This is a genomic window from Amycolatopsis roodepoortensis, assembly GCF_024628825.1.
Taxonomy (GTDB): Bacteria; Actinomycetota; Actinomycetes; order Mycobacteriales; family Pseudonocardiaceae; genus Amycolatopsis; species Amycolatopsis roodepoortensis.
This window is the reverse complement of the sequence record NZ_CP102415.1, coordinates 8571415-8586361: the sequence shown is the minus strand read 5'-3', so window position 1 is coordinate 8586361 and position 14947 is coordinate 8571415. Positions and strand designations below refer to the sequence as shown.

Below are 14947 nucleotides of genomic sequence, written 5' to 3'. Positions count from 1 at the left end.
TCCCGGCAAGGCACCCGAGCAGCAGCGAGCTCACCCAGCGGCGGCCGGATCGTGGATCCAGCAAAGCTCCCCCGTCGCCGCCTCCTCCCCCAGCGCTTTGACCTCGCACGCCAACCGCGACAGAACGGCGGCCTTCGACCCCGGCCAAGCCACGAAGTCGCGATCCGCGCCCACCAGGTCGCCGGGGACCGCGCCCCGGTCCATCAAGTCACCGACCACCGAGAGCAGTACCGCGGTCTTCTCCGCGAACGTCGCACCTTCGCCCGCCTTCGCTCCCGCCACGGCGACCACGACCGAGAGCCCGACCCGGTCCTCTCGCGCGTAGTCGAGCAGCGACTCCAAGCCCACGTCACCGGCCATGTTCACTCCCCTCAGCGAAAAGCGATGCCGTACTGCTCCCGTGGGCGGCAAGGCCCCGCGAACGTGTGCTCGACGACGCCGCGCCGGATCTCGAGCAGACGCCGATCGCCGGCGGGCGGCCGGACCACGCGCTCGCACTCGGTCTGCTCCGCGTACCACCAGCAGGCTTCGGGAACGCGGTCGTCGAACGTGATGCTGACGTTCAGCCCTCCGACCACCTTGCCCTCATCGTCGACGGCGCCGGGCGCGATCCCGTGATGGTCGACGTCGACGTTGATCCACTGCCTCTCGCCGTCCAGATCGTCGTCGCAGACGAGGGAGACGAACTCGTGCCGCTCTCCTTTGCGCAGCGGCTTCGGGAAGCGCAGCACCGAAGTCTCGGCACGGCAGCCGATGATCGCTTTGACGGGGACCGAGTCCCGGAAGCCGTCGACGCCGTGTTCGCAGGCGATGACGGTTCGCACGGCCAGACGGCGATGGACCTGCCCTCGCCGCATTTCCACGTCCAGCAGCAGGCGTTCCAGGAACACGGGCTGCGTCCCCGCTCGTGACGACAAGAAACTCCTCCTGACCGTGAAAGATCAGAACCGACGAAGGCTTTCACCGGTCGTCGCGCCCAAGGTGTACTAGTACACCACAAACGAGCGTAACGTTCGACCTCCCCGGCCCGAACCACAGCGCGATGCCGTACTACGGATACGACCCCGGCACAGCGGTCGCCATCGGCGGCCGGTTGCTCGCGCCCGGAATCCCCCGCCACGGCGGATACGGCGAGATCAGCGTGCCGGGTTGGCGCCCTCCGCCGGTCCGCGTGCTCCGTCCAGGTGACAGGGCCGCGCGGCCGATCCGCCGGGCGGTCTGGTCGTTCTGGAGCGTCCCGTACCGGCGCCGGCACGGAAGGCATTGGCCGAGCGACTTCTTCCACGCGTTGTCCTGGGTCCTGTCGTTCCGGCTCGCGTCCCGCCTCTTCCCCACGACGGCGTTGGTGACCGACGACTGGGGGCACGAACTGCTCGTCGGACGGTTACGACTGCCCTTCGACGACATTTCCCTGGCGCTCAACGGACTCGCCGGGCAGGACCCGTCTTGGTGGGCGCTCGGGAAGTTGCACGCGTACCGCGAGCAGAGCGAGCCGTTCCTGCACATCGACAACGACGTGTTCCTCTGGCCCGGATTCCCGGCGCAAGGGCTCGACGGCGAGGTCGTCGCCCAGAATCCCGAGCACGCACCGGCTTCCGATGCGGGCTATTACCGCCCGGCGGCCGCCACCGAGGCGATCCGGAGCACGGGCGGCTTCCTGCCGAAGGAATTCGGCGACTACACCGGGGAAGCCGCGCTGTGCACTGGAATCGTCGGCGGCACGGCGATCCCCCTCCTCCGCCGCTACGCCGATCTCGCCATCCGCATGGTCGAGTCGGCGGAGAACCAGACAGCCTGGCGACGGCTCGCGCCGCTCGAGGACTACAACCTCGTCGTCGAGCAGTACCTTCTCGGCGCACTCTGCTGGAGCAGCGGCACCACGGACGTCCAGTGCGTCTTCGCCTCGCAGGACGACAGTTATCGCGAAGACGATCGGAGATTCACCCATCTCATCGCTTCCGCGAAAAGCGATCTCCGCTACATGCGCTGGCTAGCGAAGCGAGTGAGAAACCATTTCCCCGCCGACTTCGAGATCGTTCGACGCGAATTCGGCGAACGGTAACGATCGCGCGAAGAATACAACCTCCCAGCCCTGGAGGCGTCTCTCCGGAAACAACTCTCCGGCAGGAGGTCATCTCATGACCATCACCCTACGACGCGCGCTCGCCGCCACCGTCCTGATGCTGACCGGCGCCGTCGCCGCGGTCGTCCCGGCGTCCGCCGCGGCACCGCAGATCCCCGCCATGACCGGGATCCGCACCGGCCAGAACCCCGGCTTCGACCGGGTCGTGCTCGACCTGACCGCCGGTCCGGCTCCCGCCGTCCGGTACGACCTCGTCGACGAGTTGATCGCCGACGGTTCCGGCGAGATCGTCTGGCTGACCGGGGAATTCTTCGTCGCGGTCACCGCGTCGCCCGCCGCGGCACACGACGACGCCGGGAATCCGACCTATCCCGGACCGCAGAAGTTCCGGACCCGGAATCTGCGCAACGTCATGGCGGTCGCGGTCACCGGCGACTTCGAGGGCACCCTGTCCATCGGTCTCGGTGTCCGATCGAGGACCTCGGTCAGCGTCTTCACCCTGACCTCGCCGAACCGTGTCGTCATCGACGTCCGTCATTGATCACGAGCGGGAATCCGTGAAGGCTTTTCGGCGATCATCCCATTTTCGGTGAGCAAAATCCTTTTCGGATTCCCGCGGTGAAAATCACGTTCTGCCCCAACGGGCGAATTTTCGGAAAATCAGGTATCTGCCGCCAGGGTTCGCGTTCCTTCTTTCCGTCAGCATCACCGCCGCTGCGAAGGAGAACCTCATGCCGACCCCACGCAATCCCGACACCCCGTCCTTGGGCCCGGGTGGCGACAATCTCGAAGCGGGCCCGGACAGTTCGGGCCTCGGAAGCTTTTCGGACAGCGAAATCGGCGAACTGGTCACCCAGGCAACCGAAACCATGGCCGCGTCCGGCGAGGACGCCGAGCGCAATTACCAGCGGAGCCTCGACCGGCTTCGCGAGCGCGCGGACGACGTCGTCCCGGCGCTCGGAGCGCAGTACGACGCCTTGTCCGAGGAGCAGTACCTGGAGCGTTGGGGCCTGGTCCAGCTGCTCACCGATCTGAGACACCCGGCCGCCGCTTCGGTGCTGGAAAACGTGCTGCGCCAGCCGATCCCGCCGGAGCGTTCCGACGATCCCGCCCACGGGATCAGCACCGTCGGCGAAGAGGTGATCATCCGCACCACCGCCGTGGAAGCGTTGGCGCGCTTGGCATCCGCCGGGGACAGCGCGGCGAAGGAGCTGCTGCTTCGCCAGGTCCGGCACGAGGTGTTCACGATACGGCGCGCGGCGGTCCAGGCCATCGCCGAGTCCGGGGACACCGAGCTCACCGGCCGGGTGCGCGAGGAGCTCAGCGGCACCGAGGACGAGCGCCTGCTGAACATCCGGCGGGTCGACGTCCGCGGCGTGCCCCAGGCCGTCGGCGGCCGGCACGTGAAGGACTCACGGGCCGACGACGTGCCGCCGCCGGAGCCCCCGCGCTCCTGAACCGAACCCATTCCTTCTACAGACAGGTGATCTCCGATGGCCACTTGCAGCTACACCGTGCCCGACAAGAACGTGACCGGGGACAATTTCTACGGCGCCTCGATCTGCAATCAGACCTACATCGACTATTTCTGGAACACCTACGGTTTCGCGGGTAACAAGGACTACTGGGACGACGGCTTCGGCTGGGAAGACGCGTGCAACACCGACAAGCCGCTCGCCCGGACGTTCAACGCGTGCTACCTGCTGACCTATTCGGCGCAGGACTACCAGAACGACGCCTATTCCGGGGCGATGCTGAACTGGGCCCGCCGGTACGTCCGCGACAACTGCGACGACCTCCGCTCGCTGTGCGGCGACGGCAGCGCCATCGCGCGTTCGTTCAGCGGGGCGTTCGTCGACGACCGGATCGAGCTGTACCTCGGTTTCTGGTACTCCAAGGACGTTCCCGGCCGCGCCGAGACGCTGATCCACGAATCGCGACACCAGGGCGGGAAGCCGCACAACGCGAACTTCCCGGCGGGTTCGGTGTTCGGTGCCGGCAAGAGCGGCGCCGACTCCACCTGGGGCTACGAGGGCGCCTGGATGTACGGCGCGCTCTACCTGTGGTGGTTCTACGCCCAGGGCGCCCGCACGACGTCGGCGTTGCGTGAACGAGCCCGCCAGCGCGGGAACCTCGTGATCGACAACGCCTTCGCGACCCACCCGGGCTTCAACATCTGAAGCACGACCGACACGGCCCTCTCGTACTGCAGACGAGGGGGCCATGCCTTCAACGTCACTTAATACCTCTGATGACTTGGACCATGTCCCGCTCATCGGGGCTTGACCACGGAGATTTCTGCCGCAATCATCGGATCTCTCGGGAAACCACGCCTTGGATGAGAGCGGATGGTCATGAGAGTTCGAGCGCATCGCACCGCCTGGCTCGCCGTAGTTCTCGCCCTGCTGGCAAGCCTGCTCACCACGACGGCCGCGAGCGCGGAGGTGCACCATCCCCGGCAGAAGTGGTTACGCGAAGCCACCGCGGGCCTCTTCCTCCATTGGGGCATGTTCACCGCGCCACGTCATACCGATTGCGCGGCTTGGGAACGTGCCGTCACCGACGGCGGCTGGAGCGCGGACTACTGGGTGGACGAAGCCCGCAAGCTGGGCGCCTCCTACATCGTGCTCGCCACCTTCCACAGCAGGCTTGGCTACGCGCGTCCGTGGCCGTCGGCGATCCCGGGCAGCTGCTCCACGCGCCGCGACCTCCTCGGCGAACTCGTCGAAGCGGGCAATGCCAAAGGCGTCCGGACGATCCTCTACATGACCGACGATCCCCAGTGGCACAAGGAGACCGGTGTCGAGTCACTGGATTCCGCCGCGTACTCCGCCTACAAGGGCAAGCAGGTCGACCTGACGACCCGCCAGGGCTTCGGCGAGTACAGCTACGACCTCTTCCACGAGGTCATGGACCGCTACGCCGGCCTCTCCGGGTTCTGGATCGACAACGACAACGACTACTGGGAGAAGAACCGGCTCTACGAACAGATCCGCGAGAAACGGCCGTCCTGGTTGCTGAGCAACAACAACGAGGACACCCCGATCATGGACACCGTCAGCAACGAACAGAAGACGGGCATCACACCAGCGTACGACTATCCGCAGGCCGCCTTCACCCCGATGCCGAGGCTCACCGAGGCCGACTACAAGCTGCCGACCAACGGGGCCTGGTGGTACGACGGCGCCGATCAGGCCGTCGACTTCCGGCTGTCCACCGGGCGCTACATCGCCAACGCGGGTTCGTCGATGAAGTCGCTGATGGCCGAGACCCCGATGGTGAACGGGAAGTTCCCGCCGCGGCAGGAGGCGTACAACAACTTCATGGCGAGCTGGGTGCCCCCGATCAAGTCCTCCTTACAGGGCAAAGAGGGCGGCGGGTACATGTACGGCGGGATGCAGCCCGGGTTCTGGAACGACGGTGCGCACGGCGTCATCACCGTCGGGCCGGGCGCGGCAACGCAGCACCTTCACGTGGTCACGCGGCCGCGCACCGACCTGCTCCGGTTACGCGACAACGGATACAAGGTGACCGCGGTATCCGATCTGCGCACGGGCAAGCCGCTGCGCTTCAGCCAATCCGGCGGTTATCTGACCATTGTGGACATCAAGGACTGGGACCCCTACGACACGGTGTTCAAGGTGGAAACCGCCGGGCAGCAGCACTTCCTCGACTCCCGCACCATCAAGGCGACCGCTTCGTCATCGCGCGCCGGGCATCCGGCGTCGAACCTGGTCGACGGGAACTTCGAGAACTACTGGGACGCCGACGGCAAGCAGCCGGTTTCGCTGACTTTGGACCTCGGCAGGCGACGGACCGCCACCTACCTCGCGGTGAACCAGCGTGAGATGTCGCCGACACACGCGCGCGAGTCGTTCGGCAGGCCGGAGGACTCGGCGCGGATCAAGGACTATCGCGTCTACGTCAGCGACGACGGGCGGAACTGGGGCGAACCGGTCCGCACCGGCGCGATGCCGAGCGCCCGCGGCGTGCAGTTCATCGATTTCGGCGAGCGGCAGACCCGGTTCGTCAAACTCGAAGTGTTGAACACCTGGTCCGGGCCGCAGGCGAAACCCTTCTACAAGCAGTTGGCGATCGACGAGATCAAGGTGGCGTACGGCTACCCGAGCTCTGTGCTGGGCGCGCAGGTTCCGCTGGAGGCGGAGTCCTTCCGCAACGACCACGACGGCCGCGCCAGGCTCGGCCATTGCTCGTCCTGCTCCGGATCGTTCCAAATCACCGGGCTCGGTGGCGGCCCGCGCAACTCGGTCACCTATCCGAATGTGACGGCCATCGAAGCCGGAAGTCACCGGCTTCAGCTCGACACCATGGGCGGGCCCGCGACGTCGGTGGCGGTGAGTGTCAACGGCGGCGCCCCTGTCGAGACGGCGATCGACGCGGGAACGCCAGGAGTCGTGGCTTCGACGGCGGTTCCCGTCGACCTGAACGCCGGCGCCAACACGGTCAAGGTGTTCAGCAACGCCACTTCGGGGCCAGGCCTCGACCGGATCGCGATCGCTCCCCTGCCACCGCCGTCCTACACGCCGAAGACGACACTGACCGTCGAACCGGGCGGCCTCCAATGGCTCGCGACGGGGCGGCAATCCCTTCAGGTGACCGCGAAGCTGCGGCTCGACGCCGATGACACGATCAAGCAGGTCAGCCTGACGCCCGCGGTCCCGGCGGGCTGGACGTTGCAGGGTGCTCCGGCCACGACGGCGTCTATGCGGGTCGGGAACGAGCTCGAAGCCTCGTGGACGCTGGTCTCCCCCGAAGGTGTCACCGCGGCCGACGTCCCGATCACCGCGTCGTTCGACCTGCTCGGCCGGGCTCAATCGGTGAGCAAACCCGTCCGGGTGAGCCCGCGTCCCGCGGACCGGGTCTTCATGCGGGAGGCCGAAGACTCGGCGAACGACGTCGGCGACGCGGGCGTCACGAACTGCGGAGTGTGCTCGGGCGGGCAGAAGGTCCGCAACATCGGCGGCGACCCGGGCTCGTTCGTGCGGTTCGACGGCGTCACCGTGCCCGAGACCAGGCGCTACACCCTCCACATCGATTTCACCGTCAACGGGCCGCGCTCGTACTTCGTCACGGTGAACGGCGGTACACCGATCGAGGTGAAGGTCGACGGCACCGGCAACAACACCCAGCTCACGACCTCTTTGCCGGTCGAACTGAAGGCGGGGGCGAACACGATCACACTGCACAACGACCACGCGTCCGCCCCGGATCTCGATCGGCTGTCACTGGGGTGAGGTACCGGCTTGACCCTCTCCCCGGGAGAGGGTTCAGGCTGGTCCCATGACGACCTTGATGCCGATCGGCGTGTTCGCGCACGCCACGAGGCTGTCGGTCCGCGCGTTGCGGAACTACGACCGGATCGGGCTGCTGGTGCCCGCCAGGATCGACCCCGGCACCGGGTACCGCCGGTATTCGCTCGAACAGTTCGCCCGGGCGAGCCTCATCCGGCGGCTGAGGGAGCTCGAGGTGCCGCTGGCGGAGATCGCGGGGATCCTCGATGCGGGCGACCCGGACGAGGTCAAGGCCGCGATCAAACGACATCACGACCGGGTGGCGGCACGGGCCGCGGAGCTAGCGGCGATCACCGACGGGCTCGACTCCGTGCTCGCCGAACCGACGCGGTGGCTGCATGTCTACGAGCGTGTGCGCACACCGCAGCCGATCGCGCGCCTGTCGATCCGGACCCCGCTGAGCGGCCTGGCGGAGCGGATCGGCCCCGCGTACGCCCGGCTGTTCGTGGCGCTCGGCGCGCAAGGGGTGGCACCGTCCGGACCGCCCGGGACCCGATACCTCACCGGCGATCCCGAGGAGCTGACCGTCGAACTGTTCGTCCCCGTCGACGGGCCGGTGCGGGAAGACGGGGAGATCGGCCCCGCCGAGCTTCCCGGTGGTCTGCTCGTGGCGACGATCCACGAAGGTGGCTACGAAGACGTCGAGACCGCGTACCGATCACTCGGCCGCTGGATCGCCGAGCGCGACCGCGTCCCAGCTGGGCCCGCTGAAGAGCTGTACCTGGTGGCACCGGGACCGGGCGTCGTGCCCGAGGCCTACCGCACCGAAATCGCCTGGCCGGTGACCTCGTGATCATCGAGGGAATCGCGGCCGCGGGCGGGGTGCACTGCGAGACCAGCACGCTCGACGTCCTCCTGCGGCACGCCGGGATCGAGCTGTCCGAGCCGATGCTGTTCGGGCTCGGTGAAGGACTGGGCTTCGTCTACTGGGACGGGAAGAACCTGCCGTTCCCGTTCCTCGGCGGGCGGAGCAAACCCGTCGAGATCACGCGAAGGCTGACCGACCGGCTCGGACTGTCCTTGCGGGTCAAGGAAACGACGTCGGCGCGCACGGCGTGGCGGAACGTGGCCGAGGAGATCGACACCGGTGTGCCGGTCGGCCTGCAACTCGATTCGTACCACCTGGAGTACTTCACGTCGAAAGTCCACTTCGGCGGGCACTTCGTCGCCATGTACGGCTATGACGACGAGCGCGCTTTCCTCGTCGACACGGCTCAGCAGGGTGGGGCCGTGTCGACATCGCTGGAGAGCTTGGAACGAGGCCGTGGAGAGAAGGGCCCGATGACGGCGAAGAACCGCTCGTTCACCATCGGTGTCGACGCGCCTCTCGTTCCGCTCGCCGACGCCGTCCGCGCGGCCGTCCGGGCCAACGCGGCCGAGTTCCTCGACCCGCCCATCGCGAACCTCGGCTATCGCGGGATCGGCAAAGCCGCCGTCCAGGTGCGGAAATGGCTGGAGCGCAGCAGTGATCCGGCGCGCGATCTTCCGCAGGCCGCCATGCTGATGGAGCGGGCGGGGACCGGCGGCGCACTCTTCCGCCGGATCTACCGTGACTTCCTCGGAGAATGCACAGCCCTCGTCGACGACGCCGGTCTCCTTGGCGCCTATGAGAAGTACTGCGAAATCACTCCACTGTGGACAACGGTCTCGGGATTGTTCACCCTGGCAGGGGAAACCGGTGACGCCGGGAAGTTGAACGACGCGTCCGCCGTCCTGTCCGAGCTGGCCCGGCTCGAACAGGAGGCGATGACGGCGCTCGCGACCGTTCAGCCCTGCCGCTCGTAGGGCAGCTTCTCCCCTGCTTCCACCGCGAACGGCAGATCGTTGCCCGCCGGAGGCAACGGGCACGTGGCGAAATCGGTGAACGCGCAGGGCAGATTCGTCGCGCGGGTGAAATCGAGGACGACCGACCCGTCCTCCGCCGGCGGCGGCACCGCGAGCGACCGATTCGCGGCGTAGGTGGTGACGCCGCTCGTGGCGTCGGTGAACAGGATGAGCAGGCCGTCCTTCTTGCCGTTGAACGCGGTGAGCGTGTGCTCCGCGCCGTCGTGGTCGAAACGCACGATGCCCGGCGAGACGTAGACATGGCTGAGCCCTTCGACGACCGCTCCGACCGTGGTCGGCCGCGGCTCGTCGAAGGGCTCGAAAGTCCCGGCCAGCACCCAGGCCGCGTCTGGCTCGTACGCCGGGACACCGCGGAAAGCGTTGAGCACCGGCGCCTTCGGGTCGTGCGTCCGGATCAGGTACCCGCCGCGGCGCGCCACCTCGATCTCGATCTCGCCGGCGACGACCCTGGTGGTCGCGCCGCTGTTGACCAGCTCGAAGCGACGGACACCGGTGATCCGCTCGCCGTCGTGCGAGAGATCGGCGCCCTGAGGGTCGAGGTACGCCGCTTCGGCGTCCTGCCACCACAGGCCGGGCAGCCCGTCGTACGCGCGCGGCTCGTCCTCGAGCCAGTCAAGGGAAACCAGGGCGAGCCAGCCGAGCGGATCGGCGAGATCGCGCTCGCGCTGGGTCTTCCAGTCCTGCCAGTCGTGCGTGAACGTGTCCAGGCTTGTGCTCATCGACGATCCCTTCCCGTGGCCTCGCTCTTCCCCCAGGTCAACGGGCGGGCGGTGATGATATTTCCTGTCCCGGTATGTGGGCTACGCCCGGAAATCCCCGGTGGTGCCCTCCTCGGCGGAGATCAACTCGGTGATGGGCGCGAAGAACGCCTTGATCCCCGGCAGGTTCGCCCCCTTTTCCCGCGATGCGGCGAAGTCCTCCGAGGACCGCCACCACACGACGTCGAGCCAGGTCTCGTCGTCGACCCGGATCAGCTGGGCGTCGAGGAACCCTTCCCGGTCGGCCCGGAAGTCGGCGAGCATCGCGGGCCGGGCCTGGAGCAGTTCGTCCGCGCGGTCGGCCGGGACCTTGAAGCGGGTCAGTTCGACTGTCGTCTTGGTGCCTGTCGTCATGGTGCCGATGCTAGGCGACGACCCTTCGCGTTCGTTCGACCACTTGCTTTGTTCGCGTATAGCCGACTACTTGCGCACGTCCGCCCGCATTTAGCCGACTAAATGCGTCACGTTTTCTTTGCGTGATCTCCCTGCGCAGCAGCATCACCCTTCGGTGTTGTTCGCGCGTTTCGCTTATCGCTTAAAATTACGAACACCTGTTCGATTTTGTCGGGTATTATGGAGGCATGTCCGAGACCTTCCTTCCCGAGTTGCCGCAAGAACTGTGGCGTGCCGGCAAGCTGGAGCTTGCCCATGGCGTGCAGCAGTCGTTGCAGGTGATTCGGATGGCCACCGCGGGTTTGGGGCGGTTTCTGGCGGAGGTCGAGTCTCGGGGCGCGAAAGACTTGTTCGGGCATGGGACTACGGCGAGTTGGTTCGCGGAGATGGCGGGGTTGTCGCGGGCCGAGGCGGGTGCGGTGGTGAAGCGGGCCATTGCTTTGAACCCGACGCGGAACCTGGATGGCACCGAAGCACCGGCCGTGGCACCCGAGACCGCCGCGGTCGCCGCCGAGGGCCTGGTCGGGGACGAGCGGATCGACCAGATCCTGGAGATCTTGAAGAGACTCCCCGCCGACACCTCCGCCGAAGATAAGGCGGTCGCGGAGAAGATCCTCGCCGACCTCGCCCCGACCGCCGGTCCGCAGCAGCTCGCCAAGGCCGAAGCGAACCTCCTGGGCTGGCTGGACCCCGACGGCAACGAACCCAAAGACCCCGAACCCAAACAACCACGCCGCGAAATCACCCTGGAACGCCGCAAAGACGGCTTCTGGAAACTCACCGGCCTCCTCGATGACGAGACCGGCGCCCGCACCGCCGCCGCACTCGAGGCCTACGCCCAACCACGGCCAGTCGACGAATTCGGCCAAGCCGACCTGCGGATGAAGTGCGAACGCCTGGGAGACGCCTGGGCCGAACTCCTCGACCTAGCCATCGCCTGCCCGGACCAACCCGGCACCAGCGGCTACCGCACCCTCGTGAACGTCACCATCGGACTTGAGGAGCTGAAATCCGGCCTCGGCGCCGCGTGTCTCGACTTCGTCGGCACGATGACCGCGAGGGAAGCCCGGCTGGCGGCCTGCGACTGCCTGATGCTGCCCGTGGTGATGAGCGCAGCCGGAGAACCCCTCGATGTGGGACGACTCAGACGCTTCGTCACACCAGGCCAGAGACGCGCGTTGAACATCCGCGACGGCGGCTGCGCCTTCCCCGGATGCCATCGGAAACCCAAGAACTGTCACGCCCACCACATCATCCACTGGGCAGACGACGGACCCACCGACCTCCGGAATCTCGTGCTGCTGTGCGGATTCCACCACCGCCTGATCCACCACGGCGACTGGGAAGTCCGCATGGCCGCCGACGGATTACCAGAGTTCATCCCACCCCAATACCGAGACCCACTCCGACAACCCCGCCGCAACACCCTCCACCACCGCTGAACGTCGAGGAGCCCGCCAGCCACACCGGCGACGGGCCCCTCGTCATGCCTAAAACTGTTCAGTACCGGCGGAAACCCCGGAATCGATTGCGCCGTTCGGGCGTATTGGCGCAAGAGTCCTCGATTGTTCCGCAAAAGCCGGAGCAAGATCGCCGTTCCGGACTTGGGAGGGGACGGAGCGCACCATGGTGAATCAACCGCGCGGCCCGGACGGCCGTTGGGTCAAATACAAGTACGGCGCGGGCGCGATGGCCACGGCAGGAGTGGTCGTCGCCGCCACCAACGGCATAGGCGGAGGCACCGCCGCTTCCCTGGATTCCGCCGCGAGCCAAGCCCTCAAAGGCAAAAGCTCCAGCAAGAAATCCGCCCAGAAGGGCCGTCATTCCGAATCCTGGCAACGTCTTGGCTGGCGTCAGCTGAAGAAGACCGCCAAGCGGGAGCTCGAATGCGGACCACATTCCTTCGGCGAAGTCCAGCGCTTCTTCCTGCGCCATCCTTGCGTCGATCTCGACCGCATGATGGTCATCGTCGACGACGGCGCCGGCAACACCATCACCGTCTCCGTCGCCTGGGTGAAGATGCCGAAGGCAGGCGAGGCGAGCGACCTGAAAAGGCTCGTCGACAAGGACGGCACCGGCAACGTCATGCTCTTCGGCGAGGCGCCGCCGGGAAGCCGTTTCACCGGCAAGAACTACGACTCCCGCCTGGCCAAGAAGCTGGTCGTGATCGCCGAATCCGCGCCCGCCTCTGGACGGCCGAGCGAAGCGACGCTTGAGACGGCCGTCGATGTCGCCGTCGAGTTCCCCGCACCTTGAACCACCACCGACGAACGGAAAGCATGTGAGCAGGAGCGACCATTCCAGAAGGCGACTCGAAAACCAGGCTCGAGAAATACTCGCGAGAAACTTCACCGGTCTGGACTCACTACAACGCAACGTGCTCACCGCCTTGCTCAGCCGAACCGGTACGGGCTGGCGGCTCATGGTCAAAGCGGCGCTGCCGTCGGGGGACAGCCGGAGCGCGGACGCCTTCCTGATCGGCCAGACAGGCGTTTTCGCTCTCCTGATCTCGGACAAGGGGCCTGATTTCGAGACCGCGAACCAGATCCTGCGCCACGCGAAAGAACGCTTTGCCGGAATCCCCGGACCACAGGGCCGTTCCCTGGCCGAGAGCGCCATCCACCTCGCGGTGATCGGCCAGGGCGCGGGCGACCCCCGTCAGGACGGCGTCCACTGGTCACTGACCGAGTCGAGCCTCGGCCGGATTTTCCGTCGGGACGCGCTCCATCTCGACAAACGGTCGGTCGCCGCCATCGCGGAGCAGGCGGAACGACGGCTGCGCGACTACCGGCCCCTGGCCGTCCAGCAGCCGGACCGTGAGCCGAGCACGGGAGGGCTGCTGGACGTCACCGAACTGATCGAAGACCAAGTCGGAGCAGCCCAGCGACGTCCGTTCGATTCGTGGCTCACCTTCCTGCATCCTCAGCAGAACGCGATCGTCAAGCGGGACTACTCGGGGCCGGCGCGGATCAGTGGCCCGGCGGGGACCGGCAAGACGGTCGTCGCTCTCCACCGGCTCAGGCATCTGGCCCGGCTCAGCACCGGGCCGCTGCTGTTCACCACCTACGTCCACACACTGCCCTCGGTGATCAAGACGGCCTTCGACCGGCTCGCGCCCGAGCTGGACGGTCGCGTCGAGTTCACGAACCTGCACGCCTGGGTGCGCCGATTCCTCGCCGAGCGCGAGGTGCCCGCGCAGGTGGATCGGCGCAAGATCGACACGGCGTTCAGCTTCGCGTGGATGGCCCACCGGGAGAAGTTGCAGGTCATCGAACCGAGCGTCGACTACTGGCGCACGGAACTGGACCGGGTGATCAAGGGCAGGGGCCTCACGACGCTTGCCGGCTACGTCGCGGTCCAGCGGCGTGGACGGATCCTCCGGCTCGACGCGAGCCAGAAAGCGCTCGTCTGGGACCTTTATGAGCACTACCAGCGAGGACTGGCCGAAAGGGGCGTGCACGACTACAACGACCTGATCGAGCTCGGCCGCACCGAACTCGCGAAGCGGCCGCTCGAAACGCCGTACGCGGGAGTCGTCGTCGACGAGGTGCAGGACATCCCCCTGTGCGGGCTGCGACTGCTGCGCGACCTGGCCGGTGACGGCCCGAACCGGCTTCTGCTGGTCGGAGACGGTCAGCAGCAGGTCTACCCCGGCGGCTGGCGACTGTCCGACGCCGGCATCCCCGTCCAGGGCCGCGGCGAGATCCTGAAGGTGAACTACCGCAACCGTGCCGAGGTTCTGGGCTTCGCGCGACGTTTCGACGCGACGAACCGGGTCGACGATCTCGACGGCGCCGACGGGATCGCTCTTCGCGCGGCCGAGTCCGCCAGCGAGGGCGGAACGACCGAGACCTGGCGGGGCACGTCCGGAGAACTGCCAGGCGCGCTGGTCGAAGCGGTCCGGAAACTGCCGGCGCGCCTTGATCATTCGGCGCTGATCGTCTTCCATCACAAGGATCTCGGCCGATGCGTCGAGATCCTGCGTGCGGCCGGGATCCCCACGCTGGCACTGGAGCACTACACCGGTGCGGCCGACGGCAAGCTCAAGGTCGGCACTGTGCACCGGGCGAAGGGCTTGGACTTCGAGGCCGTGCTGGTACTGCAGAACACCCACGAGAGCGTGACCGGGAGCCAGGCCGAGGAGGAACGCCGTGAGTTACGCGGCAGGCAGCATCTCGTCGCGGCGACGCGGGCCCGCGACTTCCTCTGGTGGGGCGTGCTCGACGACACCGCGCCCGAGCAGGCCGATGAGCTGGCGAAAGCCGTGAAAGCCGAAGAGGACTGCGTCCACGACATGCCGATCTCGTGGTGCTCGCTGTGCCGTAAGCCGCCACCGAACGTCCTCTCCCATGGCTTCCGGACCTCCGGGGGAAACGCGTATCACAACGACCCGGACTGCACTTGGCTGCGCAAGGGCCAGGGGCGCGCGCATCGGCAGGGCATGAACGTCCACGACGTCACGCGTCTCGCCTGGGGTTCCGTCGCCCCCGGTGAGCTCGAACCGTGCGAGTTCTGCTGCAGTCCACAATGGATGCGACGGCACGGCCACTGACCGA

General features: G+C 67.0%; 14 protein-coding genes. 10 read left to right on the top strand and 4 right to left on the bottom strand.

Translation table 11 applies throughout. From position 1 onward, the window contains the following. Window positions 1-30 precede the first annotated feature (30 nt). Window positions 31-360, bottom strand: coding sequence for a hypothetical protein (locus NQK81_RS41290; protein WP_257485829.1), 330 nt, complete (start codon window positions 358-360; stop codon window positions 31-33). Between the two features lie 11 nt (window positions 361-371). Further along, window positions 372-917: a hypothetical protein gene (locus NQK81_RS41285; protein ID WP_257485828.1), complete on the bottom strand. Its 546-nt coding sequence runs from the start codon at window positions 915-917 to the stop codon at window positions 372-374. Between the two features lie 125 nt (window positions 918-1042). On the opposite strand from NQK81_RS41285, the gene NQK81_RS41280 reads away from it, so the two are divergent. The 7 genes from NQK81_RS41280 to NQK81_RS41250 all read left to right on the top strand — a co-directional run bounded on the left by NQK81_RS41280 (window position 1043) and on the right by NQK81_RS41250 (window position 9180). Further along, window positions 1043-2062, top strand: a complete 1020-nt coding sequence (locus NQK81_RS41280) for a DUF6734 family protein (protein ID WP_257485827.1) — start codon at window positions 1043-1045, stop codon at window positions 2060-2062. A 76-nt stretch (window positions 2063-2138) separates the two neighbouring features. After that, on the top strand, window positions 2139-2624 hold the full coding sequence (locus NQK81_RS41275) for an AMIN-like domain-containing (lipo)protein (protein ID WP_257485826.1): 486 nt from the start codon (window positions 2139-2141) through the stop codon (window positions 2622-2624). Between the two features lie 190 nt (window positions 2625-2814). Continuing rightward, entirely contained in the window at window positions 2815-3540 is a 726-nt protein-coding gene (locus tag NQK81_RS41270) for a HEAT repeat domain-containing protein (RefSeq protein WP_257485825.1), read from the top strand. A gap of 36 nt (window positions 3541-3576) precedes the next feature. Beyond that, window positions 3577-4263 (top strand): hypothetical protein, encoded by a 687-nt coding sequence (locus NQK81_RS41265; RefSeq protein ID WP_126734084.1) that lies wholly within the window; start codon window positions 3577-3579, stop codon window positions 4261-4263. A 168-nt stretch (window positions 4264-4431) separates the two neighbouring features. Further along, a complete protein-coding gene (locus NQK81_RS41260) occupies window positions 4432-7338 on the top strand; it encodes a discoidin domain-containing protein (RefSeq protein ID WP_257485824.1) in 2907 nt (968 codons plus the stop codon). Between the two features lie 46 nt (window positions 7339-7384). Continuing rightward, window positions 7385-8188: a MerR family transcriptional regulator gene (locus NQK81_RS41255; protein ID WP_257485823.1), complete on the top strand. Its 804-nt coding sequence runs from the start codon at window positions 7385-7387 to the stop codon at window positions 8186-8188. Beyond that, window positions 8185-9180 carry a BtrH N-terminal domain-containing protein gene (locus NQK81_RS41250; RefSeq protein WP_257485822.1) on the top strand — a complete coding sequence of 332 codons (996 nt, stop codon included), beginning with the start codon at window positions 8185-8187 and terminating at the stop codon, window positions 9178-9180. The genes NQK81_RS41255 and NQK81_RS41250 overlap by 4 nt, the downstream gene beginning before the upstream one ends. Here the strand turns inward: NQK81_RS41250 and NQK81_RS41245 are convergent. Both NQK81_RS41245 and NQK81_RS41240 read right to left on the bottom strand, forming a co-directional pair. Then, entirely contained in the window at window positions 9162-9959 is a 798-nt protein-coding gene (locus tag NQK81_RS41245) for a DUF1684 domain-containing protein (RefSeq protein WP_257485821.1), read from the bottom strand. The two genes, NQK81_RS41250 and NQK81_RS41245, sit on opposite strands and share 19 nt — an antisense overlap. Window positions 9960-10040: 81 nt before the next feature. Continuing rightward, the gene (locus NQK81_RS41240; protein ID WP_126734088.1) at window positions 10041-10352 is read right to left on the bottom strand and encodes an antibiotic biosynthesis monooxygenase family protein; all 312 of its coding nucleotides are present in this window, start codon (window positions 10350-10352) and stop codon (window positions 10041-10043) included. Between the two features lie 227 nt (window positions 10353-10579). On the opposite strand from NQK81_RS41240, the gene NQK81_RS41235 reads away from it, so the two are divergent. From NQK81_RS41235 to NQK81_RS41225, 3 genes are all read left to right on the top strand, one after another. Beyond that, window positions 10580-11833, top strand: a complete 1254-nt coding sequence (locus tag NQK81_RS41235; protein ID WP_257485820.1) for an HNH endonuclease signature motif containing protein — start codon at window positions 10580-10582, stop codon at window positions 11831-11833. A 184-nt stretch (window positions 11834-12017) separates the two neighbouring features. After that, on the top strand, window positions 12018-12647 hold the full coding sequence (locus NQK81_RS41230; RefSeq protein WP_257485819.1) for a hypothetical protein: 630 nt from the start codon (window positions 12018-12020) through the stop codon (window positions 12645-12647). Between the two features lie 133 nt (window positions 12648-12780). Further along, entirely contained in the window at window positions 12781-14943 is a 2163-nt protein-coding gene (locus tag NQK81_RS41225) for a UvrD-helicase domain-containing protein (protein ID WP_306856015.1), read from the top strand. Window positions 14944-14947 lie beyond the last annotated feature (4 nt).